The sequence below is a fragment of the Shewanella sp. 10N.261.52.F9 genome (assembly GCF_041471165.1).
Classification (GTDB): domain Bacteria; phylum Pseudomonadota; class Gammaproteobacteria; order Enterobacterales; family Shewanellaceae; genus Shewanella; species Shewanella marinintestina.
Window position 1 is genome coordinate 207,733 of sequence record NZ_JBFRNX010000028.1, and the last position, 23,016, is coordinate 230,748.

Annotated in this window: 15 protein-coding genes and 3 tRNA genes; 2 read left to right on the plus strand and 16 right to left on the minus strand. The window is 43.4% G+C overall.

From position 1 onward, the window contains the following. The first annotated feature begins 297 nt into the window (after nt 1–297). Together AB4298_RS18540 and AB4298_RS18545 are read left to right on the plus strand one after the other, a co-directional pair. A complete protein-coding gene (locus AB4298_RS18540) occupies nt 298–1,551 on the plus strand; it encodes a dicarboxylate/amino acid:cation symporter (protein ID WP_371987874.1) in 1,254 nt (417 codons plus the stop codon). A gap of 102 nt (nt 1,552–1,653) precedes the next feature. Next, a complete protein-coding gene (locus AB4298_RS18545; protein ID WP_248998050.1) occupies nt 1,654–1,842 on the plus strand; it encodes a hypothetical protein in 189 nt (62 codons plus the stop codon). Between the two features lie 4 nt (nt 1,843–1,846). On the opposite strand, the gene AB4298_RS18550 is transcribed toward AB4298_RS18545, so the two are convergent. The 16 genes from AB4298_RS18550 to AB4298_RS18625 form a co-directional block, all read right to left on the minus strand. Continuing rightward, nucleotides 1,847–7,132, minus strand: coding sequence for a hypothetical protein (locus tag AB4298_RS18550; RefSeq protein WP_371987856.1), 5,286 nt, complete (start codon nt 7,130–7,132; stop codon nt 1,847–1,849). Between the two features lie 35 nt (nt 7,133–7,167). Continuing rightward, nucleotides 7,168–8,481 (minus strand): HlyD family type I secretion periplasmic adaptor subunit, encoded by a 1,314-nt coding sequence (locus AB4298_RS18555; protein ID WP_371987857.1) that lies wholly within the window; start codon nt 8,479–8,481, stop codon nt 7,168–7,170. 10 nt (nt 8,482–8,491) lie between these two features. Next, complete coding sequence (locus tag AB4298_RS18560) at nt 8,492–10,204, minus strand: type I secretion system permease/ATPase (RefSeq protein ID WP_371987858.1); 1,713 nt, start codon at nt 10,202–10,204, stop codon at nt 8,492–8,494. Between the two features lie 208 nt (nt 10,205–10,412). Then, the gene (locus AB4298_RS18565) at nt 10,413–11,543 is read right to left on the minus strand and encodes a sodium ion-translocating decarboxylase subunit beta (RefSeq protein WP_248951236.1); all 1,131 of its coding nucleotides are present in this window, start codon (nt 11,541–11,543) and stop codon (nt 10,413–10,415) included. Nucleotides 11,544–11,551: 8 nt separating this feature from the next. Beyond that, nucleotides 11,552–13,369 carry a sodium-extruding oxaloacetate decarboxylase subunit alpha gene (gene oadA, locus AB4298_RS18570; protein ID WP_371987859.1) on the minus strand — a complete coding sequence of 606 codons (1,818 nt, stop codon included), beginning with the start codon at nt 13,367–13,369 and terminating at the stop codon, nt 11,552–11,554. A 21-nt stretch (nt 13,370–13,390) separates the two neighbouring features. Continuing rightward, nucleotides 13,391–13,636, minus strand: a complete 246-nt coding sequence (locus AB4298_RS18575; protein WP_371987860.1) for an OadG family protein — start codon at nt 13,634–13,636, stop codon at nt 13,391–13,393. Between the two features lie 497 nt (nt 13,637–14,133). Then, nucleotides 14,134–15,600 carry a hypothetical protein gene (locus AB4298_RS18580; protein ID WP_371987861.1) on the minus strand — a complete coding sequence of 489 codons (1,467 nt, stop codon included), beginning with the start codon at nt 15,598–15,600 and terminating at the stop codon, nt 14,134–14,136. After that, complete coding sequence (locus tag AB4298_RS18585) at nt 15,593–17,164, minus strand: hypothetical protein (RefSeq protein WP_248998057.1); 1,572 nt, start codon at nt 17,162–17,164, stop codon at nt 15,593–15,595. Before AB4298_RS18585 ends, AB4298_RS18580 begins: the two co-directional genes overlap by 8 nt. Next, on the minus strand, nt 17,154–18,191 hold the full coding sequence (locus AB4298_RS18590) for a VWA domain-containing protein (protein WP_371987875.1): 1,038 nt from the start codon (nt 18,189–18,191) through the stop codon (nt 17,154–17,156). Before AB4298_RS18590 ends, AB4298_RS18585 begins: the two co-directional genes overlap by 11 nt. Next, nucleotides 18,181–18,696, minus strand: coding sequence for a DUF4381 domain-containing protein (locus tag AB4298_RS18595; protein WP_371987862.1), 516 nt, complete (start codon nt 18,694–18,696; stop codon nt 18,181–18,183). Before AB4298_RS18595 ends, AB4298_RS18590 begins: the two co-directional genes overlap by 11 nt. Next, a complete protein-coding gene (locus AB4298_RS18600; RefSeq protein WP_248998059.1) occupies nt 18,693–19,619 on the minus strand; it encodes a DUF58 domain-containing protein in 927 nt (308 codons plus the stop codon). Before AB4298_RS18600 ends, AB4298_RS18595 begins: the two co-directional genes overlap by 4 nt. 24 nt (nt 19,620–19,643) lie before the next feature. Continuing rightward, nucleotides 19,644–20,621, minus strand: a complete 978-nt coding sequence (locus AB4298_RS18605) for an AAA family ATPase (protein WP_371987876.1) — start codon at nt 20,619–20,621, stop codon at nt 19,644–19,646. A 114-nt stretch (nt 20,622–20,735) separates the two neighbouring features. After that, complete coding sequence (locus AB4298_RS18610; protein ID WP_371987863.1) at nt 20,736–22,286, minus strand: arylsulfatase; 1,551 nt, start codon at nt 22,284–22,286, stop codon at nt 20,736–20,738. Between the two features lie 349 nt (nt 22,287–22,635). After that, nucleotides 22,636–22,727: transfer RNA gene (locus AB4298_RS18615), tRNA-Ser, on the minus strand. A gap of 9 nt (nt 22,728–22,736) precedes the next feature. Continuing rightward, nucleotides 22,737–22,813, minus strand: a tRNA-Arg gene (locus tag AB4298_RS18620). Nucleotides 22,814–22,846: 33 nt separating this feature from the next. Next, nucleotides 22,847–22,923, minus strand: a tRNA-Arg gene (locus AB4298_RS18625). Nucleotides 22,924–23,016 lie beyond the last annotated feature (93 nt).

Sequence of the window (23,016 nt, forward strand, 5' to 3'; positions counted from 1 at the left end):
AAAATTCGCTTATCTAGTGAATTAACTTAATTTTTTACACAATTGATGACAAAACACTTACCATGTTGCAACAGGGTTAAAATTTAAAGTTATTAAAACAAACTCTTATATTACGATAAGTTATAACCAAATCGGTTTGTGATGCAAGCAACACTATCTATAGAATGACTCCAATTGGGTAACTAAATGTAAATCTCGATAGAGTTTACGCGTTAATGTCTGCAAACTAGTGGATGCTATAGACAAAGGTTACTCCCCTGATAAGTTGTTTAATAAAAATAAAACACTGGAATTTTGATAATGTGGCAAACAATTAAAAATATCCCATTTTGGCAGAAAGTATTAGCCGCCTTTATTTTAGGTGCTGGCGTCGGTGTCATTTTTGGTGAATCAGCAACTGTACTCAAACCGTTAGGTGATCTCTTTATTAGCGCGATTAAGATGCTAGTTGCGCCACTCATTTTTTGTGCAATTGTTGTCAGCATTACCTCACTCGGGTCAGAAGTTAGTCTTAAGAGGCTTAGCTTCAAAACCTTAGCCATGTTTATGTTTACCGGTACGATTGCGTCACTAATCGGTTTAACAATTGGTTCAGTGATTGATATGGGTGGCTCAATGGAGCTTGTCGCTACAGAAGTGCGAGAGCGAAATGTGCCAGGCTTTGCCCAAGTCTTGTTAGATATGATCCCGGTCAATCCATTTGCCTCACTGGCTGAAGGTAAAGTTTTACAGATCATTATCTTCGCAGCACTTATTGGTATCGCAATTAATAAAGTTGGTGAAAAAGCCGAGCCATTAAAGCGCACTATTGAAGCAGGTGCAGAAGTGATGTTCCAGCTGACTCGTATGGTTTTACAACTCACTCCTATTGGTGTGTTTGGTTTAATGGCTTGGGTTGTAGGCGAATATGGTTTATCGACTTTACTGCCACTAGGTAAGTTTATTGGCGCTATTTACTTAGCTGCACTCATACACATTATCTTTGTTTATGGCGGCCTAGTTAAATTTGCAGCAAAACTAAGCCCGATTCAATTTTTCCGTAAAGCAATACCGGCACAAATTGTTGCATTTACCACTGCATCAAGTTTTGGCACCCTGCCAGCTAGTACGCGCTGTACTGAATCAATGGGTGTATCTAAACGTTATGGTTCATTTGTATTGCCCTTAGGCGCGACCATGAATATGGACGGTTGTGGCGGCATTTACCCTGCTATTGCGGCAATCTTTATTGCACAAATCTATGGCATTCCACTTGATATGACCGATTACATGCTGATTGCTGTTACAGCGACTGTGGCCTCAGTCGGCACTGCAGGCGTTCCAGGAAGTGCAATGGTGATGCTAACTGTGACTTTAGGTGTTGTTGGTTTACCGCTTGAAGGTATCGCCTTTATCGCTGCTGTTGATCGCATTATCGACATGATCCGCACAGCAACCAATGTTACAGGCGACATGATGACAGCGGTAGTGATAGGTAAGTCTGAAGGTCAGCTTGATGAGCAGCAGTTTTACGCCCAAGAAAATACCGAAATAGAGCAAGTTCGTAGCTAACATTCACTTTAGCTTTAATAAAAAAGGCCGCAATTGCGGCCTTTTTACTTTATACTTTTCAATATTCTACTAAATATAAATACCCTATTGGAGCGCTTAGATATGACTAAACTTTTCATTCTGCCAATATTACTTTCTCTGGCTTGGGCGCTTTTTCTTAACTATAACGGCGTACCGTTAAAACAAGGTAAAACAGGATTTCTCTATATCATAGGGATCAGCCTGACCATCATCTTTGCCCTCGCCTTTTTACTTTGGCTCACCGCAGGGCAAAATGTGATGGCAACCTAACGTGCTAACCTAATGCTTCATCATTGAGCGAGATATCAGATAAGTCTATATCGCTCCATATGACCACATCTCCTTCGTCACTGGAGAAAATAAAGCCTTGTAAGGTGTCGATGTCGACTCCTTCTGCTTCATATTTTTCACGCAGCTCAGCATCCATATCTTGCCTAGTTAACATGGTTTCAGATTGACTCCAATTACCACCCGATAAATCTAGATTCTCGCTACCGACGACTAAGAAATTATTTTCAAATGGGTCGTCAGCATCGTTAGATGCAATACCGTCTCCATCACTTTGTTGATAGATTTTATCGAGCGACAACATCAACTGAATATCAGTTACGCCGTCTTCAACAATAAAGGCCTCCATGTTTTGAATGCCTGCGCCTGTCATATCAATAATTTCATTATTGCTACTTGATACCTGCAGCACATCAAACCCGTCGCCACCATCGTAACTAAAGCTATCACTGTTCATGCTGCCATCAGCGTTGCTACCAAAGTCCTCTCGGTCAAATACTATGGTGTCGTCACCGCCACCGCCAAACATTAAGTCAGCACCAGTTCCACCGTCTAAGGTATCGCTACCCGCCTCACCGAATAAACTATCGTTACCACTGCCACCGGCTAACTTATCATCACCGCTGCCTGCATATAATTCATCATCATTATTACCGCCATCTAAGCTATCGTTGCCTTCTCCGGCAAATAATAAATCGTTACCGCTACCACCACTTAATTGGTCATGGCCTGCATCACCATGCAGTTGGTCATTACCTCCGCCACCAATTAGCTTGTCATCACCTTCACCACCAAACAACTGATCATGGCCGCCACCACCGGTTAACTTATCGTTTCCAGCTTCACCATAAAGCATGTCATCGCCTGAGCCGCCACTTAGGGTGTCGTTACCTGCACCACCAAAGAGTTGATCGTTACCGCTACCCGAAGATAGAGAGTCATTACCGTCACCACCGTCTAACAAATCAGCACCTGAGCCACTGACTAATTTGTCGTCTCCAGCGCCACCCGAAAGCTCATTATTACCATCACCAGCATTAAGGTTATCACTGCCCTCGCCGCCACTAAGCACATCATTCCCGCCACCAGCGACCAGAGTATCATTGCCAGCATCACCGCTTAGTACATTATTGCCAGCACCAGCATCAATGACGTCATTGCCATCGCCGCCTGAAATATTGTCGTTACCAGAACCCGCGATTACTGAATCAATACCAAGCCCTGCAGTAATAGTGTTATGACCATCACCAGCGCGAATTGTGTCATCACCGGCTCCACCAGCAATAATGTCGCTGCCCGCACCTGCGACAATGGTATCGTTGCCATCATCACCGCTTATTTGGTTATCGCCATTACCTGCATTGATGGTGTCATTGCCCTCTCCGCCAGAAATTATATCGTTGCCGCTACCCGCTACAATGCTGTCATTTCCGCTGCCACCACTAATTTGGTTATTACCTTCGCCAGCGTGAATAGTATCGTGGCCTTCGTCACCAGTTATAACGTCATTGCCACTGCCGGCAACAATATTGTCATCACCAGCACCACCGCTTATGATGTTATGACCATTACCTGCTTCGATACTATCGTTTTCGGCGCCGCCTGCGATTTGATCGTTGCCGCTGCCAGTAATAATGGTATCTTCACCTGCGCCACCATCAACGATATTATGGCCTTGGTGCGATTCAATATAATCTTTACCAGCACCACCAATTAAAGTGTCGTTATTCGCGCCGCCATACAATACGTCGTCACCTTCGCCACCATCTAAGGTGTTATCACCAAACTCAGCGTGCAGCTCATCATTACCTGCACCACCTAATAGGTGATCATTTCCACTGCCAGCAAATAACTTATCAGCTCCTGCTCCACCTGCAATGGTGTCATCACCGTCGCCGCCTAAAAGAATATCGTCGCCTTCTCCGCCATCAATATCATCACTACCACTGCCACCATCAATAAAGTCAGCCCCTAAACCGCCGACGATAGTATCGCTGCCGTCATCACCAAAGAGTTGATCATCTCCGCCACCACCATCTAGCTTGTCTTTACCAGAACCACCAAATAGCAGATCGGCACCCACACCACCCGCTAATGTATCGTTACCGCCCTCACCATAAAGTTGGTCGTCTCCTTCACCACCACTGAGGTTATCGTTGCCCTCACCGCCGAACAGCAAGTCGTTGCCCTCATCACCACTAATGGTATCACTGCCATCACCACCAAATAATGTGTCGACACCAAGGCCACCGCTAATAGCATCATCACCTGTACCGCCATCGACAAAGTCATCTCCGTCTTCTGCATGCAGATTATCGTTACCGTCACCGCCATAGATTACATCATCACCCCCGCCCGCAAATACTGTGTCAGCACCTATTCCGCCGTAGATCTCGTCTTTACCCGCCCCAGTATTAATAGTGTTGCTGCCGTCTTCACCAAAAACTTTATCATCGCCGTCACCGGTATCTATGATGTCGTCACCACCGCCAGCAAAAACAGTATCATTGCCAACACCCGTATCGACATTATCGTTACCTTCGCCGGCGAAAACTAAATCATTACCCTCGGCAGAAGTAATAGTATCGTTACCCGCATCACCATAAAGCTGATCGTCTGCTGTACCGCCTATTAAGCGATCATCACCTGCACCACCCGCCAGCAGACCCGCTTCGTTTTCCGCATAGAGAGTATCGTTACCCGCACCGCCATAAAGCTCATCATAACCAGCACCGCCTCTTAGCTCGTCGTTACCATCGCCACCAAATAGCTTATCGTTACCATCACCGCCCTCAAGGATATCAGCGCCTGAACCTGCATAGATGGTGTCATCGCCCGCCTCACCCAATAACACGTCATCACCGCCGTCACCGACTAAAATATCGTCGCCAACTCCACCTGATAATTTGTCATCATCTGCGCCACCAATTAAAGTGTCGTTGCCCTCTCCCCCTTGAAGAATGTCAGCTCCAGCGCCGCCATCAAGCATGTCATTACCCAATCCGCCAACAAGCGTATCGACACCGTCATCGCCATAAAGAGCATCATCGCCTTCTCCACCATCAAGGTGATCATTACCAACACCACCGTGAAGTAAGTCGTTACCTAATCCACCAACAACAGTATCGTCACCACCTTGGGCATAAACAGTATCGTTACCCTCTCCGGCGTCAATGTTATCGTTACCAGAGCCGGCATCCACGATATCGTTACCTGCCCCAGCAATTATGCTATCAACACCATCACCACCAATGAGCACATCATCGCCTTCTTCGGCAATAATATTGTCATCACCTTGGCCGCCATCAACAAAGTTATTACCAGAGCCTGATAGCAAAATATCATCCCCACCACCACCGCTAAGACTGTCATCTCCGCTGCCACCTTCAAGCCTGTCGCGCCCAGAACCACCATACAAGGTATCGTTACCCGCACCGCCGCTAATAAGATCATCACCATCTTCGCCGTAGATAGTGTCATCGCCCTCACCACCCGCTAATACATCATCACCAGCGCCAGCATATATGGTGTCGCTGCCAGCTCCAGCAATCACGGTATCATTGCCACCGCCAGCAAATACCACATCATCACCACTACCAGCATCAATATTGTCTTCACCAATACCTGCATAAACAGTATCGTTTCCCTCGCCAGCATCAATACTATTTTTGCCATCTCCAGAATAAATGGTATCGTCACCGCTGCCACCTGTTAAGCTGTCATCGCCATCTCCTGCAAAAATTGTGTCGTGGCCTTCTCCACCATCTATAATGTTATTGCCTTCACCACCATATAGAGCGTCATTACCTAGCCCGCCGTCAATCTTGTCGTCACCTGATTCCGCATATACAAGATCATCGCCTTCACCACCTACTATAGTATCGCTATCACTACCGCCATAAATGGTGTCGTTACCTGTACCGCCATCAAGTAAATTGGCACCGGAGTAGCCGAAGAGCACATCGTCACCAGAACCACCAGTTAATAAATCATCACCGCTACCAGCATGTAATTCATCGCTGCCATCGCCGCCGCTTAGGGTGTCATTTCCTTGCTCACCAAATAGTTTGTCATTGCCGTCTCCGCCTGCAAGGGCATCATTGCCTGTACCTGCAAGTAAAAGGTCATCGCCTTCATCCCCTTGCAATACATCATCACCGCTACCTGCAACTATTGTGTCATTCCCTTTGCCACCAGATAACACGTCATGACCTTCATCGCCTTGCAGATAGTCATTACCCTCACCACCAGTTAATTCATCAGCGCCTTTACCGCCTAATAGCTGATCATGTCCTGCTCCGCCAAATAAAGCATCTTGACCATCATCACCTATTAGTAAGTCATCACCTTCTTCACCATATAAGGTGTCATCACCCAGCTCTCCCATTAACGTGTCGTTGCCACTACCACCATGCAGCGTATCGGCATCATCACCACCCATTAGCGTATCAGATCCCTCACCGCCGCTAAGTAAGTCATCGCCTTGTCCGCCCATCAACAAGTCATCACCCGCCTCCCCATGAAGCTTGTCATTATTAATACCACCATCGAGCAGATCGTCTCCTTCACCGCCATATAAGGTATCTTCACCTTGCTGACCCATTAAATGGTCATCTCCAACACCACCATCAAGGATGTCGTCATAAGTGTTTAATGCGACGAGTTCTACCGAATCGATAACCACTTCTTCATTCGGTTCTAATCCACTCGTAAGGTACTGCAACTGAATATCACCACTAGAATCTAATTGTTCAGGAATCAGCTCAAAATTAATTTGAATCGTGCCGTCAGGAAGTTGCGTCACGGTTCCGGTGGTTGCAATAACCATTTCCCCGTTGGCATCTGGAATAAGAATATTTACGGTCAGTTCTGTACCAGCATCCAACAAAGGGCTACCTGCAGGCACAGATACATTCAAGTTAAAGTTATTACCAGCACTACCAACATGACCACCAATATTAATAATTTGCGTAGCAGGAGAATTGTCAGTGATAGGGCTTAGAGTATTACCGGCAGTAAATACCGTCTGCGCTACGCCCCACGCCGTTGTCTCTGCGGTTTCAACCACTGGCGTTGTTGATTGCTGATCTAGCCCTTGATCCCCTAGAATAAAATCTTGCCCTTCTTGGCCCGAAATATTGTCATCGCCCGCACCTCCGACTAGGTAGTCATCACCAGCTCGGCCATCAATAATGTCATTACCTTCCAGTCCTTCTAAGTGATCATCTGTTTCAGTTCCTACTAACAAATCATTTTGATTGCTACCGTCCATGACAAGAATCCTCTTAAATTAAGTATTGTTTTCAATTAACTTTCTCGAAATGCCAACTCGAAGGAGTGACCTAGTGGGGAGAGTAAGTATTGCAATAGTGAACGGGGCTGAAGCACGATAAATACATCAGCAGACATCCCCGGGTGGAGTTTGATATTAGGTTGCGGACTGTCAGCTAAATTAAGCCGGACCTTAACTAAATAACCTTCAGGCTGCCCGGCTGATGCCGCAAAAAAACGGTCGGCGGAAACATGAATAACTTCGCCTTGCATCGGGATTGCATCTCGGCTGTCGTAAGCGGTTAGCCTCACTTGAGTTGATAGGCCGACATACACCACATCAATATCTTCAGGGCGAACATACGCTTCCACTATCATTTCGTCTGACTCTGGCACAAGCTCCATTAACACCTGACCAGGTGATATCACAGCGCCAATGGAATGTATGCTCATAGCAACTACTGTTCCGCTATGCTCTGCGGTAATGTTGATATTTTGCTTCTTATCACTCTGAGCCGATAATGCATGCAAGCCTTCATCTCTAAGCTGACGCTGCTCTTGCAGTTGCTGGGCCCATTTTTGTTGACGCTGCGATCGGCTGGTTGCATGAGTTTGGGTTAATTCACCAAGTTGAGCAGTAATCACCTCTGCCTCTGATGTCAGCTGGGCAAGCAATCCCTCAACACCAGATTCACTGCGTTGAATGGCTAAATGTCTTGATTTCGATACAAAGCCATCATCAAGCAGACTGGCATTCATCTTTACCTCTTCCTTGATTAAGCTGAGCTGCTTTTCGGTAGCTTTAATTCTTAACTCAGTTCCTTTCAAACTATGCTCTAACTGGTTTTTCTGGAATTGGTATTGCTGGTTAAGCAGTTGGTAGTCTGACTTTTGTCGATCGAAGATCAGTTGCTGCATCACAATAAGTTGACTAATTTCAGGCTTTTCTTGATGCGCGCTAATTAAAGGAGAAAAAACTAGCTGTGTTTGATTGATGATATCGGCTTCATTTAGCAAGGGGGTTAGTCTATCGATTTGAGCTTGCGCTCTAAGAGTCTTTAATAAAATACGTTGGTAATCGGCCTCAACTTGTATATCACTGAGCTCAATCAGTGTCTGACCTTTTTCAACTTGCTGCCCATCAAACGCGAGAATTTGCTTTACCTGTCCACCGTGCAAGTGCTGCACTTTTTTGCGCTGCGACTCGACTACCAATTTACCGGGTGCGATAGCAGCGGCATCAATTTGCATTAACCCTGCCCAAAGAGCGAAACCACCCACAGCAAACACAATAATTGCGATGCCAGAGGTAATGACTTTACGGGTATTAAAGTCGGTAATATCGTCCATGATTCACCTCTTAATGATTAGCGACAGATTTGTCGATAGATTGCACCGCGTTTTCAGTACGCTCGCTGATCTCATGAATGTCAGAAATAAACTTTTCTTTCGGTCCGGCTTTTTCAATGCAGCCATCACGTAAACATACGACCCAATCCATTTGCCTTAAAAAACCGGGTCTATGACTTATCATGATCACTGTGATCCCTTGCTCTTTGCAGTGTTGCAACACAATTGCGAGGGCAACTTCTCCTTCGGGATCGAGATTAGAATTGGGCTCATCGAGGATTAACACTTTAGGTTTGCTAAATATTGCTCTTGCCAGAGCAAGCCGCTGCTTTTGACCGCCACTAATTTGGTTAGCGGCCTCCCCTAGTTGGGTTTCATAACCATTAGGCAAAGCAATAATCAGTTCATGGACACACGCAAGACGCGCTGCATCAACAATATCTTTTGGGTCGGCATCGCTAAAGCGGCAAATATTTTGTGCAACTGTGCCTGAAAGTAGCTCAACATCTTGAGACACAAAGCCGATATAACGTCCCAATTCATCAGCATTCCATTGACTTAAACAGGCACCATCGAGCTTAACAATGCCACTTGTCGGTGCGACTATTCCCATCAACAACTTAGCTAACGTCGACTTCCCTGAACCGCTTGGGCCGATAATTGCCAAAGACAATCCTGCTTGTAGCCTAAAGTTAATGTTAGCAAGCACCGGTTTATTATGGCGATTGATGACAAAGTTAACTCGCTCTAATAAAAACTCACCACGGGGAGCTGGTAACGTAGTTTTTGGCTTATTGGTTTTGGGTTTTAGTGCAAGTTTTAATCTTTGGTAGGCTTGATAGCTAGACTCCCAGTTCTTCCAACAACCTACAGCTTGTTCGATAGGAGCCAAGGCTCGGCCAAGAATAATAGAAGCGGCAATAATTTCGCCAGTGCCTAACTGTTGAGTCAAAACAAGGCCAACACCGATACCAATAACGGCCACTTGCAGTAAAGTTCGAGTTAAACGGGTGAGCACCAACATCATGCTGACTTTGTCGGCAACGCTCCACTGTAGTCCAAGTAATTGCTTATGCCCCTGCTGCCAATGTTTGGCAACATCAGTCGCCATTCCCATCGCTTGCAATGAACTGGCATGACGTAAAATGTCATTAATCTGCATACTGCTTTCAATCACAGCTTTAGAGGCTGCATCTTGTGGCAGCTTAGCAGCAGCTTTAACACCAAAAGCCAGTAATGACAAAATCACTGCACCAACAGTAGCTGTAACACCAAGTAGCGGATGCAAGCCAAATAGCACAATCAAAAACACTATTACCCAAGGCGCATCGAAAATAGCGCTGGTAGATGGGGTTAATAACAGCGTTCTCACTTCACGAACATCAAGCAAGCTTTGTTTGCTTATTCCACCTTGACGGGCTGACTCCTGAATAGCCTCATTAACCAATAATGAGCTTGAGCGCATCTCAAGTTTCAAACCACTTTGCTGTAATAACTTATTACGCACGAAGTCTAAAGAAGCTTGAATAAGCAGAAGAAAAATAACGATTAGAGTTAAATTAATTAGGGTGTGATAACTAGAGCTGGCAATTACACGTCCAAACAATTGCAAGCTGTAGATGGGCAATGCCAACATCAATAAATTGACAAAAAAACTGAATATCGCCACATACTTCAATTCCGTTTGTAGTGAGCGAATAATACTGTTGAAGTTATCATTCATAACAATCGCACTCCATTGCGAATGGGTTCCGCTAGATGCCCGCTACACAGGCAAGTCTTTATACTGATTACTTTTATTAAGCCTTAGTATAGTCAACAGCGCATATTATTTTGCTTACAGCAAAAAAAAATCCTGTACTTGGCAGTACAGGATTGATTTCAAAAACAAATAACTTAAAATAGGTTTAGATAAGTTTAGTTAATGAGGTTTACCCCAACACAGCAAGTAGCACACCAGCCGCTACCGCACTACCTAGTACACCCGCAACGTTTGGTCCCATTGCATGCATCAATAAGAAGTTTTGGTTATTCGACTCTAAGCCTACTTTATTAACAACTCGCGCTGCCATTGGTACTGCCGATACACCTGCGGCACCAAGTAGAGGGTTAATTTTACCACCGGATAGTTTGCTCATCACTTTCGCCATTAATACGCCTGAAGCCGTACCGATAGAGAATGCAACAGCACCAAGTACTAAAATACCTAAAGTTTCCATCTGTAAGAATTGCTCTGCAGATAACTTAGAACCAACAGCTAGACCAAGGAAAATAGTCACGATATTGATTAGCTCATTTTGCGCTGTGCTTGATAATCTATCAACAACGCCAGATTCGCGCATTAAGTTACCTAAGCAGAACATACCCACTAGTGGAGTTGCAGCTGGTAGGAACAAAATCGTTAGTCCAAGCACCATCAACGGGAAGATAATCTTCTCTTTCTTGCTCACTTCACGCAGCTGCTCCATCTTAATCTGACGTTCAGCTTCAGTCGTTAGCAAGCGCATGATTGGCGGCTGAATTAACGGTACTAATGCCATATAAGAATATGCAGCAACGGCAATAGCGCCAAGTAATTCAGGGGCTAGTTTGGAGGCCAAGAAAATCGCTGTAGGCCCATCTGCACCTCCAATAATGGCGATGGCTGCAGCATCTGTCATTGAGAAATCAAAACCTGGGATCCAGTTAAGCGCTATCGCTCCAAGCAAAGTTGCAAAAATACCAAACTGCGCCGCAGCACCTAGCAATAACATTTTAGGGTTCGCAATAAGCGCACCAAAATCTGTTAATGCTCCCACTCCCATAAAGATCAGTAGCGGGAAAATGCCGGTTTCAATACCGACGTAATAGGCGAAATACAGTAAGCCGCCTTCGTCAGTAAATCCACCGTTAGGAATGTTGGCCAATATGGCACCAAAACCAATAGGCAGTAGCAGTAATGGCTCAAACTTTTTCGCAATTGCTAGATACAGCAATATGCAGCCTACGCCCATCATGAGCAACTGGCCGCCGTCAAAGTTAGCAATGCCAGATTCAGCCCAAAATGCAATTAATCCGTCCATGATGACTCCTAAGCTAATGCCAACAATTGGCTACCAACAGCTACTGCGTCACCTTCTTTCACCCAAACCTTGGAGATCACTCCATCAGCTTCGGCGCGGACCTCGGTTTCCATCTTCATTGCTTCAAGGATAATCACCACGTCACCTTCTTTTACAGTGTCACCAGGCGATACGTGAACTTTGAAAATGTTGCCTGACAATGGTGCACTTTGCTCATGCTTAACAGCCGATAGATCTACTACAGGTGCCGCTGCTGATGCCGAAGGTGCTGTAAATGGCACAACATTTTCTGTCGGGGTGATTTGGCTGATATCTCCGCCTTCAGCAACCTCAACAACAAAACTTTGACCTTGAACCGTTACCGTGTAAGTTTCAGGGCCTTGCTGACTTGCCGCTTTTACTTCTGCTTTTTTCGCTTCTTCTAATGCCTTAGCAGCGACTTCTGGCTTTGGCTCAAATGCGTCAGGGTTATTACGGTTAGTAAGGAACTTAAGGCCGATTTGTGGAAATAATGCATAAGTTAATACGTCATCATCAAGTTCATCAGCAAGCTTGATATCCTCAGCTTCAGCTTTCTCTTTTAGCTCAATGCGCAGCTTACCAAGTTCTGATTCAAGTAGATCTGCTGGGCGACAAGTAATCGCTTCTTTACCCGCTAATACACGCTGCTGCAGCTCCGCATTAACTGGTGCAGGAGTCGCGCCGTACTCGCCTTTTAATACGCCTTCAGTCTCTTTCGTCATTGACTTATAGCGCTCGCCAGTTAGAACGTTGATTACTGACTGAGTACCTACAATTTGAGACGTTGGGGTAACTAATGGTAAGAAACCTAAATCTTCACGTACACGTGGGATCTCTTCTAAAACTAAATCAAGCTTATCGCCAGCACCTTGCTCTTTTAACTGGCTTTCCATGTTTGTTAGCATGCCGCCTGGTACTTGTGCCCGTAAAATACGTGAGTCGATGCCTTTTAGCTCGCCTTCAAATGCAGCGTATTTTTTACGTACAACTCTAAAGTAAGCCGCGATCTCTTCAAGCAGATCCATATCATAGCCGGTTGCACGGTCAGTGCCTTCTACCATAGCGACCAAGGTTTCAGTTGCACTATGACCATAAGTTTGGCTCATTGACGAAATTGCAGTATCGAGCACATCAATGCCCGCTTCTATCGCTTTTTGGTATGTGGCAGTGCTTAAACCGGTTGTTGCATGGCAATGCAGTGATACTACAAGATCTGTTTGCGACTTAATTTGGCTGATTAAGTCAAAAGCTTCAAACGGCTTGAGCAGGCCAGCCATATCTTTAATACATAAAGAATGACAGCCCATATCTTCGATACGCTTAGCCATATCAACCCAAGTGTTTAGGTTATGCACAGGGCTAGTTGTATAAGACAGCGTACCTTGTGCATGACCGCCAACCTCAATTACTGATTTAACTGCGGTTTCTAGGTTACGCACATCGTTCATTGCATCAAACACACGGAATACATCAACGCCGTTAGTATGAGCACGCTCTACAAAACGGTGTACCAAGTCATCAGCGTAATGGCGATAACCTAGTAGGTTTTGTCCACGTAGTAGCATTTGCTGTGGCGTATTAGGCATGACTTTTTTCAGTTCACGAATGCGCTCCCATGGATCTTCTCCTAAATAACGGATACAAGAATCAAAGGTCGCGCCGCCCCATGATTCAATTGACCAAAGGCCAACTTTATCCAGTAACGGTGCAATGGGTAACATATCTTCGGTACGCAAACGAGTAGCGAGAATAGATTGGTGCGCGTCCCTTAAGACCACATCAGTTAAAGCCAATGGCTTGCTCATACAAATACTCCCTACTTTTTATTATGCTTTTTTACGGTGCTGATGAATTGCTGCAGTTATTACCGCAGTCATTAATGGGCTTACAGCTGTTGTACTCGTCTGAGGCTGAACCGCTGGTGATGTATTATCTACTTGTGGCACAGGTCCAAATTTTCTAGCGACTAAATTCATCGCCAAGATAAGAAAGCTCAAAAATAAAAATACTAGTGCCATACCTAGTACCATGATCCCTAATGCGTCATATAGCTGCTCAGATATTGAAGCCATCTCTTCCTCTCGTTGGTATTAAATTGTGAATAAAACAGGGGCGTGCCAATAAATATTCACCTACCATTCACATATTATGCATTTCATTCCATTCATTTGAGATACATCTTTACGACCAAATGATGAACAAGGATAAAAAACAATAACCAATCTATAACAAAATAGCGACCACCTTGTAAATTGGTCATACCACAAAATCATTAATTAACGAGCATCACCTAACAAATCAATATTAAAATAACGTTTTAAATGAACAATCTTCAATATACTTGTTTTTATGACAAACTCTTTATAATTTAACTATGGTTTTAGTGGAAAATGAATTCAGAAATTAGAACAAATTAGACTACTTTTCCGACTTTGCAATTTTATGCAGCACAGCTTTAAAGGTAGGAGCCTACTTTTAATTGCTAACAGCTTATTTTTAGAAGGGGAGTGAATAAAGTAATTTTAGAATAGAATAATCTTGGAATGGCTCTTCACACTAGAGAAATTGATCAAAAAAACTTATTAAAGCATTGCTTTAATAAATGCTTCATATCTAACACACTAAGGTATTGCGAACGCGCTTTTAGTGCATCTTCTGCTACTTGTCTGTGATCAGTTGACTCTGATGAACTATCTTCAATACGCTTGCTGTACAAGTATGCAAACAGCCGAGTAGTAATTCCATTTGTCTTCTCAGCTTCTACCATAGTTGAAGCAAACTCAGCGTTTAACCACAACCCTTTGGCATTTTTTATAGATGTTTGAGCTTGATTGCGCATCAATTGCTTAGAAGAGGTGTCTAATTGGGTTTCCTGTTTTAGCCTTGAAATAGCCTTTACTGAGTCCCTTTGTTGATAGAGGTAACTAACAAACAAAGGCCAATCTTTAGTAACTAACGCGTGTCGTGCTTTCCAATACAAGGTATTTTTTTGATAACGAAAAACAATCCTACCCAACAAAATGATAGCAGCACAGCTAAGTATAAGCACTAGCTGATACCAATTGCCCTGACTCCAGCCCACAACATCTATTTTAAATGTGGTAAAAAAATGCTGTTCAACGCCACTTCCTAACTTCCACCAGCTTATAGTTTCTCCCCCCAAACTATAGTCACCACTTGTTTCAATAAGATAACTAAACTCTTGAGTAAGACGACCAAGACTTTCGCCGCGTCGACTAATATCTTCAAGTTGCGGCTCTCTAGCTATAATGCTGCCACCATCGAATTGCTTCGCCTTAAAAGGGGGAATATGGCTCGCAGGAAGGTTAGTGGCTACAATAACGACACTTCGTGTAATCACATCTCCCTGCTGATACGAGTCCTTCAATGTCGACCAATTATCTTCAATTGTAACAGCCTCTGCGACTAAGTAAGGGGCTATGATATCGAGTTCTGGCGGAACATATGCATAAAGTAAGGCGGGCTTAGCGAGCAAGATAGTCGATTTTGACGAGTTAGAGCTGGCATCTTGGTAACTAATAGCAAAACTAATACTTGGCACTTGGATTAGTCCTTGCTGTTCTGGGTAGAGATACACTTCCCAGATCTGCGATGTCAAATTACGCCCCTCAAGTCGCTTGCTACCATTAATCGCAAAGGAGGAAGCTTTAGCTAGACTGGCGCTAGAGATTGATGGCAACTCAAATTGAGTACCACCATTAAAGAAACCGTCGACCAAAAGTTCATATCGTAATACAACTTTTTGGCCAACTACAGGGTGAGATTCAGAGCGGCTAACACTAACTCGGGGAGTAAAATTTACATCTAAATTATCCCCCTGTATCGTACTATTTAGGCTCATTACAGCATCGTTTAGGTTTGCTGCGTTAACACCTAAAGGCAATGTACTTAATATCAAAATAGCTATCGTTCGGCTCGCTCGACTAACTCCAATCAACAATAAGCCCGCTATGGCCTTTCTAAGCAAGGACCGCAGTAAAACGTTATTAATACTCAAACGTAAGCCATTAATCATCAACACCTTCCTTTGACGATGACGGCTGCTTACCCATATCAGTATTAGTGCTATCAAAGGATTTATTAAATTCAGCTTGGAATTTCGACGCCAAAAACTGTTGGGGATCTTTACTAATATCTCGCAGCCATTGCTGCTTTTTACTATCACTTTTTAGTAGTTCACTAACTGATAGACGTTGCAGTTTAACTTCAACCTTACCGACGGTTTGTTTATCGGCACCTAAGTTACTGTCAATCATCTCATCAGCGTCAATTGATTCTGGTGGGCTTTCCTCTTGCTGACTTTCACCTAATTGTTTTATGTCTCGAATGAGCTGTTTAACAATACGTAGGTTATTTTGTGCAGCTTGATTATCTGGCTCAATTTCCAATAGCAGTTCATACAACTGCTGCGCCTTGGTGTAATTACGCCCCCGAGTGTAAGTCATTGCTAGATTGAACAAACTTTGAAGTGTGGCTTGACTGCGGTATATTTTCGCAGCTTTACGGTACTCTTTCGCCTTATAGTAAGATAAAGCTTTCCAGTCTAGATCATTAAATCTAATTGCTGCTTCTTGATAATCTCCACGATCAAAATAATATTGCCCTTGTTGATCAGCACTGACAAACCAATCAAGCCAATTAGCTTGTGCAGGAACAGGCACTAAACTAACACTTAGCAATACAGCAGGCGTCCAATAAAGATTAAAACCACGACGAAAAAACAATAACAATAGCAAAGCTGCCGGATAAAGTAGCCAATAACCTTGGTTAACTAAGATACTAGACTTAGCAATCGCATCAGCTGCCAATTTAGCGACTAGCTCAGCCACCTGCTGCGTGCTTTTATCTATTTCACTGCTTGTAATCAACTCCAAATTAAGTTGATTTGCGAGCTCTTCAGCATTAGAGCTTAACGCTGCAACAATTCCATGTGCTTTGTGGCTAGCTAAATAACCTGCAAGCTCGCGGGATGGTCCATCAACGCCATCAGTGACGATTAAAATATCAAAGCCAAACTCCTGTGCTGCTGGCGTTGCATTCAGTACACTTATAATAGAGTCGAGATTATTGCCTTCTAACGGCATAACCTCCGGTGCCATATAGCCTAAGTACAAAGTTAATAGTTCAAATTGCTCTGAAGGTGGCAGAACTTGATGACTACTGCCAGCAAAAGCAACCAAAGATATAGGTCTGTTTGCAGCCTGTTTTAGCACAGCCGTGACCAGTAACTTTGCGTATTCAAGCCGAGTAATTTCACCACGCCTACCTATCATCGACGGAGATAAATCCAGCGCAATAATTAACGGGCTTTTTATTTTATCATCCCCAGCTCTCAGCCAGCTTGGCCCGGCCAACGCCACTATAATGATGCTAGCAATAACTAATGTCATAAGTATCGGCAGCTTACTTGCACGCTGACTATTTTGTACCGAAAACACATTTGCTAAATGCTCTGCAATAATGCCCTGTCCAGCTTGTTGGTCGCTAACTCGTTGTCGCCATATCGTATACATAAGCCCAATGATAGGAATAAATAACCAAAGCCAATGTGCTGAGGCAAATTGAAAGTCAGTTAACATTATTGCGCTCCTTGGCTTCTTGCTTATAGCGATTAAACCATGGCGTTGCTGCACTGTTGTGCCACCTGGACATTAACCAAAGTATGAGCCAAATAACAATATAGAAAATCATCATCGGCCCTATCAAATATGGAAATAGATCGGTTTTTCTTTGAAAGATCTGCTGTTCAAATGTTGCAGGTGCAATGCTATTCACTTGCTTTAAAACTTGCGAAATTGCATCACTATTATTGCCCTCAAATGCTTGTCCTTTACTGATGAGCGCTATTTTATTTAACGTATTAAAGTCGACCTTATCTTCACCAACCGTAGTAACAGAGCCCATTCCCAGAGTATAAATCTGTATACCATCAGCAGCAGCGATACGAGCAGCATCAACAGGATCTAACCGTGAACTTGTATCACTACCATCCGTAACAAGTAACAATACACGTTGCTCTGTTGTTGAGCTGTCAAATGCGCGAATACTCAAACCTATTGCATCACCTATCGCAGTTGCAGGACCAGCCATCTGTGTATCCATTTGCTGTAAAAGCGTTTGCCAAAGCCCTATATCTTGAGTAAACGGAACCTGTAGATAGGCTCCAGAACCAAACACTATCAGGCCTAAGCGATCACCAGTACGTTGAGCGGCAAACTCTGTGAGTAGGGCTTTTAACGCTACAACCCTAGAGACATTGGTATCATTACCTAACTGATAGTCTTGTTGCTCCATTGATTGCGAAAGATCGATTGCAACCATTAAGTCACGACCCGCTTTTTCAACGACTACTGGCTCACCAATTAATACAGGTCGAGCTAGGCTGACAACAATCGCAATCCAGCTTAAACATAAAGCCAGCATTTGAATGAACCTACGTTGCTTGATATGACTTCCAGAAGTAGGCTTTTGCCCTGTAGCGCGAATTAAACGAGCAAAGAAAGGTAAATAAATAGAAGCTGCAGGTTGCAAATACGCAGGCGAAAATCTAAAAATAAAAAGTGGTAAAATAACTAATAATAATAACCATGGGTATTCAAGAGACATGTTCAAACTGATGCTCCCTCACCCACCTTTCGCATAGGTTCTTTAACCGCTCAAACTCTGCCTGAGTCATCTCATCCTGTTTACTCATGTTCCTATTCTGGTAATTCAGCTTTTCTAGCAAATAAACTTGTTCGGCCGTAAACAACTCTCTAGGGCTTGTCTTATTTACCAGCGCAAACCATTCTTTTCCAGTTTGACTTAATAATGCTGATTGTGATGTCTTAGGATTGCACTCCTGTGCTGTAGAAATTTGCGATAACCCATTCAATGCTGCTTGGCGTAACACTTGATTTAATCTAACAGCATCTACCACGCTTATTCTACTAAGCTCATTAAGGGCTTCACGCCGATATCGATTAGCTAACCATTGCCTGCGTTTAAGAGCGCAACCATAAAGCCCACATAAGCCCAAAATAGCGAAAATAGCGTACCATGCAGGAGCTAGCGGCCACCAAGGAATGGCATTGGGAGCTGTAATATCAACTAGCTGTGCTATTGAGTTCATTGCCACTCTCCCGTGAGTAAGTGCCGCAGTTGTAATGACACAGAGTCTTCAGTATTAATAACACCAACAGGCATGGCGCTGACTAACAAGCTGCGCTCAAGCGTGGTTAAACGTTGTTGATAAAGTTGGTCATATTTAAATTGGCTGTCGGTATCTGATTGAATATTTACTTGCTGCTTACCATGAGAGACACTTAAACCATGAGCGCGAGAGAGATCATCTTCTAGTGGGTCTTGGACTATAAAAAGTAACACATTAGATTTTTGTGAGATCACCTCTAATTCAGCTATCTCAGATGTCTCTATACCCTCAATATCGGTAATAAAAATAATCACACTTTGGCTAGTTAATGTGGAAATAAGCGGCCTTGCCTGAGATAGTAAAGACAAAGAAGATTTGTCCTTTACCTTAGCCAAACTTAACTGATTATTAGCACTAACAATCGCCTCTAACAGCCGAATAACATTTTCTTGCGAACGCTTTACTGGTATTTGAATATTTTGCTGACAGCCTAAAACCAAGCCACCAACTCGATCACCACTGTCAAAAGCTTGCCAAGCCAGCATCGAAGCAAGCTGAGCTGCAGAAACTGATTTAGTATAATTTTGGCTGCCAAAAAACATAGGTAAGCGCTGATCAATAATCAAATGCACCGGGCGATCTGTTTCTTCTGAATAAACTCTTACATAAGGCTTACCCAACCTTGCCGAAACTCGAGAATCGATTTGACGAATATTATCGCCAGCTTGATATTGTCTTAATTCTTCAAAATTAAGACCACGCCCCTTTACTGTCGAAGCGTGACGGCCCGATAACATACCTGCTGGGCGATATTTTGGTGACAATGAAAACTGTCGACTATCTTGCCTAAACGCCAATAAAGCATCTAAATTGGTGTAAATACGAGGATCTTTTTTGCTCATACGAACCTATTCATGCGTTTTCTTTCAAAGAACTGGCGTCACCCTAACTATCTCGTCAACAATATCTTGAGCACTTTTTCCATCGGCAACAGCAGAATAAGACAATGCAATTCGATGACTCAAAACTTGCGACACAACGGCACGCACATCGTCAGGATCAACGTAATCCCTCCCCTCTAAAACTGCATGAGCTCTAGAGGCTTTATCGAGTGCGATAGATGCTCTTGGGCTTGCACCAATCTTGATATATTTTTGAAGGTTGCTATCGGGATAACGCTGCGGTTTTCTTGTTGTCATTACTAGGGAAACAATATATTTTTCAATGCTCTCAGACGTAAAAACATCATGTACTTTTTCTCTAGCTGCTTTAATTAAAGCTTCCGCATCATCAATAGCAATATTATCTTGTGCGTTAGTCGCTTCTTGACCTCTCGTTAAACGAATAATCTCAAGTTCAATATCATCATCAGGATAATCAATCACTATCTTAAATAGAAATCTATCCATTTGCGCTTCAGGCAACGGATAGGTCCCCTCTTGCTCAACAGGGTTTTGGGTTGCTAAAACGAGAAACACTTCTTCCATCGTGTGGGTAGTATTGCCAACCGTTACCTGCCGTTCCTCCATCGACTCTAAAAGTGCAGACTGTACTTTAGGAGGAGCACGATTTATCTCGTCAGCCAATAAGATATGGTTAAATACAGGACCAGGATTAAAGTCAATTTGCTTGTCATTAGTAGTTGAAAGTGCTTCATAACCAATCACATCAGAGGGAAGCAGGTCTGGGGTAAACTGCACCCGACCTTGGGATAAATGTAATAAATCAGCTAATGTTTTTACCGAGCGTGTCTTCGCTGTTCCAGGCAAGCCCTCTAACAAAACATGGCCGTTGGCAAGTAAAGCTAAAATGAGGCCTTTCACCACGTGCTGTTGCCCCAATACTTGTTGTGCTAATGCCGATTGTAAGTCTGTCAGTTGCCGATGAATTATTTGGTTATCCACACCATCCCCTTCCGTAGAAATACATTCCTTGATTAACTTTCTATTTTTAAAGCAAACGTATACATTTGCTTTAAAAATAGAAAAAGGGCGCAAGCGCCCTCTTAACTAATATCATTACTTGCTTGGTGGAGTCTGTAACTTCTCCATCACCTGATCTAAGCTAAAACTCGCTGCTTTTTGACTAGGCGGATACTCTTTAAAGGTTTCTAAGAACTTACCTACATAAGCTTGAGCTGGAACTAACATAAAGGCGCGATCTAACATCCAATCCCAATAGGTATTAGAAGTAATGTCCGCATTTTCATAAGGGTCCATACGCAAATTATAAATTTTAGGTAAACGCAGTACGGTAAATGGATTAGCCCATAGCAACAGGGTTCCCTCAACACGCTGCTCCATAAACACTAACTTCCAATCTTTAAAGCGTAGTGCCGCAAGATCACCATCATCAGTAAAGTAAAAGATCTCTTCCCTTGGAGGAGTCATATCTTTACCTGTTAAATAAGGCAGGAAGTTATAACCATCTAAGTGATTCTTAAATGTTTTCCCATCTGCTTTATGGCCTTTAAGTAGCTTATCTTTAACCTTGCTATCACCGGCTGCGGCCGCAAATGTTGGCAACCAGTCCATATGATGCATGATGTCATTAGAGACACTACCTTCTGCGATCTTTCCTGGCCAGCGAACCATTGCAGGGACACGGTACGCACCTTCCCAGTTAGTATTTTTCTCACCTCTAAATGGCGTTGTACCCGCATCAGGCCATGTGTTCATATGCGGACCATTATCAGTTGAGTAAAATACAATCGTGTTATCTTTAATGCCCATTTTATCTACTGCAGCTAATAACTGACCAACATGATTATCATGCTCAATCATACCGTCTGCATAGTTGCTTAACCCGCTTGAACCTTGTAATTCTGGTTTAACGTGCGTTCTAAAGTGCATACGAGTACCACTCCACCACACAAAGAAAGGCTTTTCAGCTTTGACTTTGCGCTCCATAAAGTCGATGGCAGCGGCGACAGTCTCATCATCTACGGTTTCCATACGCTTTTTGGTCAATGGTCCCGTATCTTCAATTTTGCCGTCAGCAGATGACTTAATCACTCCACGGGGGCCAAATTTTTTACGAAACTCAGGATCTTTCGGGTAGTCGATATTTTCCGGCTCTTCTTCCGCATTTAAGTGGTACAAATTACCAAAAAACTCATCAAACCCGTGATTTGTTGGTAAGAATTTATCCTGTTCGCCAAGATGGTTTTTACCAAATTGGCCTGTGGCATAACCCATTGGCTTTAAAATTTCGGCAATTGTGGCATCAGTAGCTTGTAAACCAATATCAGCACCGGGCATACCCACTTTAGATAGACCGGTTCTAAATACACTTTGACCGGTAATAAAGGTCGAACGACCTGCGGTACAAGATTGCTCACCATAGTAATCGGTAAACATCATGCCTTCATTGGCAATACTGTCAATATTTGGGGTTTTATAACCCATCATGCCAAAGGTATAAGCACTGATATTTGATTGACCGATGTCATCACCCCAGATCACCAAAATATTAGGCTTATCTGCGGCAATAGCGGAACAAGAAAGAAAACTAGCAGCAAGGGATATTGCTGTTAACTTCTTTTTAAGATGGTTTTGCAAAAACGCCATATAAGATCTCCATTCTTTAAAACAAATTTGTTGAAAACAAACCTGTGTTCACCCTGCGCAAAAGCGACTTCCAGAGTAATTACGACACAACATAAAAAATATTGGTTACACCAACCTACACGAGTACAAATAGTAATCAACCTAAATTACAATTGAATTAAGTGATTGAAAAATAGTCTTAACTAGAACCAGTATAGAAAAAAAATTTAAAATAGGAGAAATTTACGAGGTTATTAAATTGAATTTTTATATGAAGTGAATAAACAAAAGCAGGAACTATTGAATTCGATACGCTAAACAACAGATACAAAAAAACCGCAACTAAGTGCGGTTTTTTTGTATGTAATGATGGCGGAGAAGGAGGGATTCGAACCCTCGATGGGAGTTAAAGCCCATACTCCCTTAGCAGGGGAGCGCCTTCGGCCACTCGGCCACCTCTCCGTCAATTCATGGTGCGCGTGGGAGGATTCGAACCTCCGACCGCCTGGTTCGTAGCCAGGTACTCTATCCAGCTGAGCTACACGCGCAAAATCGGTACTACTTAAATCAATTGTTTTATATGGTGCGGATGGGAGGATTCGAACCTCCGACCGCCTGGTTCGTAGCCAGGTACTCTATCCAGCTGAGCTACATCCGCTCATATAAAACTTAAAACATCATAATCATTCTGAGGACAAAAAACCGCAACCAAGTTGCGGTTTTTTGCTTCAAATGATGGCGGAGAAGGAGG

Coding starts and splice junctions, on each gene's coding strand:
- AB4298_RS18545 (WP_248998050.1), top strand. CDS start 1,654: ATGACTAAACTTTTCATTCTGCCAATATTACTTTCTCTGGCTTGGGCG.
- AB4298_RS18550 (WP_371987856.1), bottom strand. CDS start 7,132: ATGGACGGTAGCAATCAAAATGATTTGTTAGTAGGAACTGAAACAGAT.
- AB4298_RS18555 (WP_371987857.1), bottom strand. CDS start 8,481: ATGGACGATATTACCGACTTTAATACCCGTAAAGTCATTACCTCTGGC.
- AB4298_RS18560 (WP_371987858.1), bottom strand. CDS start 10,204: ATGAATGATAACTTCAACAGTATTATTCGCTCACTACAAACGGAATTG.
- AB4298_RS18565 (WP_248951236.1), bottom strand. CDS start 11,543: ATGGACGGATTAATTGCATTTTGGGCTGAATCTGGCATTGCTAACTTT.
- oadA (WP_371987859.1), bottom strand. CDS start 13,369: ATGAGCAAGCCATTGGCTTTAACTGATGTGGTCTTAAGGGACGCGCAC.
- AB4298_RS18575 (WP_371987860.1), bottom strand. CDS start 13,636: ATGGCTTCAATATCTGAGCAGCTATATGACGCATTAGGGATCATGGTA.
- AB4298_RS18580 (WP_371987861.1), bottom strand. CDS start 15,600: ATGATTAATGGCTTACGTTTGAGTATTAATAACGTTTTACTGCGGTCC.
- AB4298_RS18585 (WP_248998057.1), bottom strand. CDS start 17,164: ATGTTAACTGACTTTCAATTTGCCTCAGCACATTGGCTTTGGTTATTT.
- AB4298_RS18590 (WP_371987875.1), bottom strand. CDS start 18,191: ATGTCTCTTGAATACCCATGGTTATTATTATTAGTTATTTTACCACTT.
- AB4298_RS18595 (WP_371987862.1), bottom strand. CDS start 18,696: ATGAACTCAATAGCACAGCTAGTTGATATTACAGCTCCCAATGCCATT.
- AB4298_RS18600 (WP_248998059.1), bottom strand. CDS start 19,619: ATGAGCAAAAAAGATCCTCGTATTTACACCAATTTAGATGCTTTATTG.
- AB4298_RS18610 (WP_371987863.1), bottom strand. CDS start 22,286: ATGGCGTTTTTGCAAAACCATCTTAAAAAGAAGTTAACAGCAATATCC.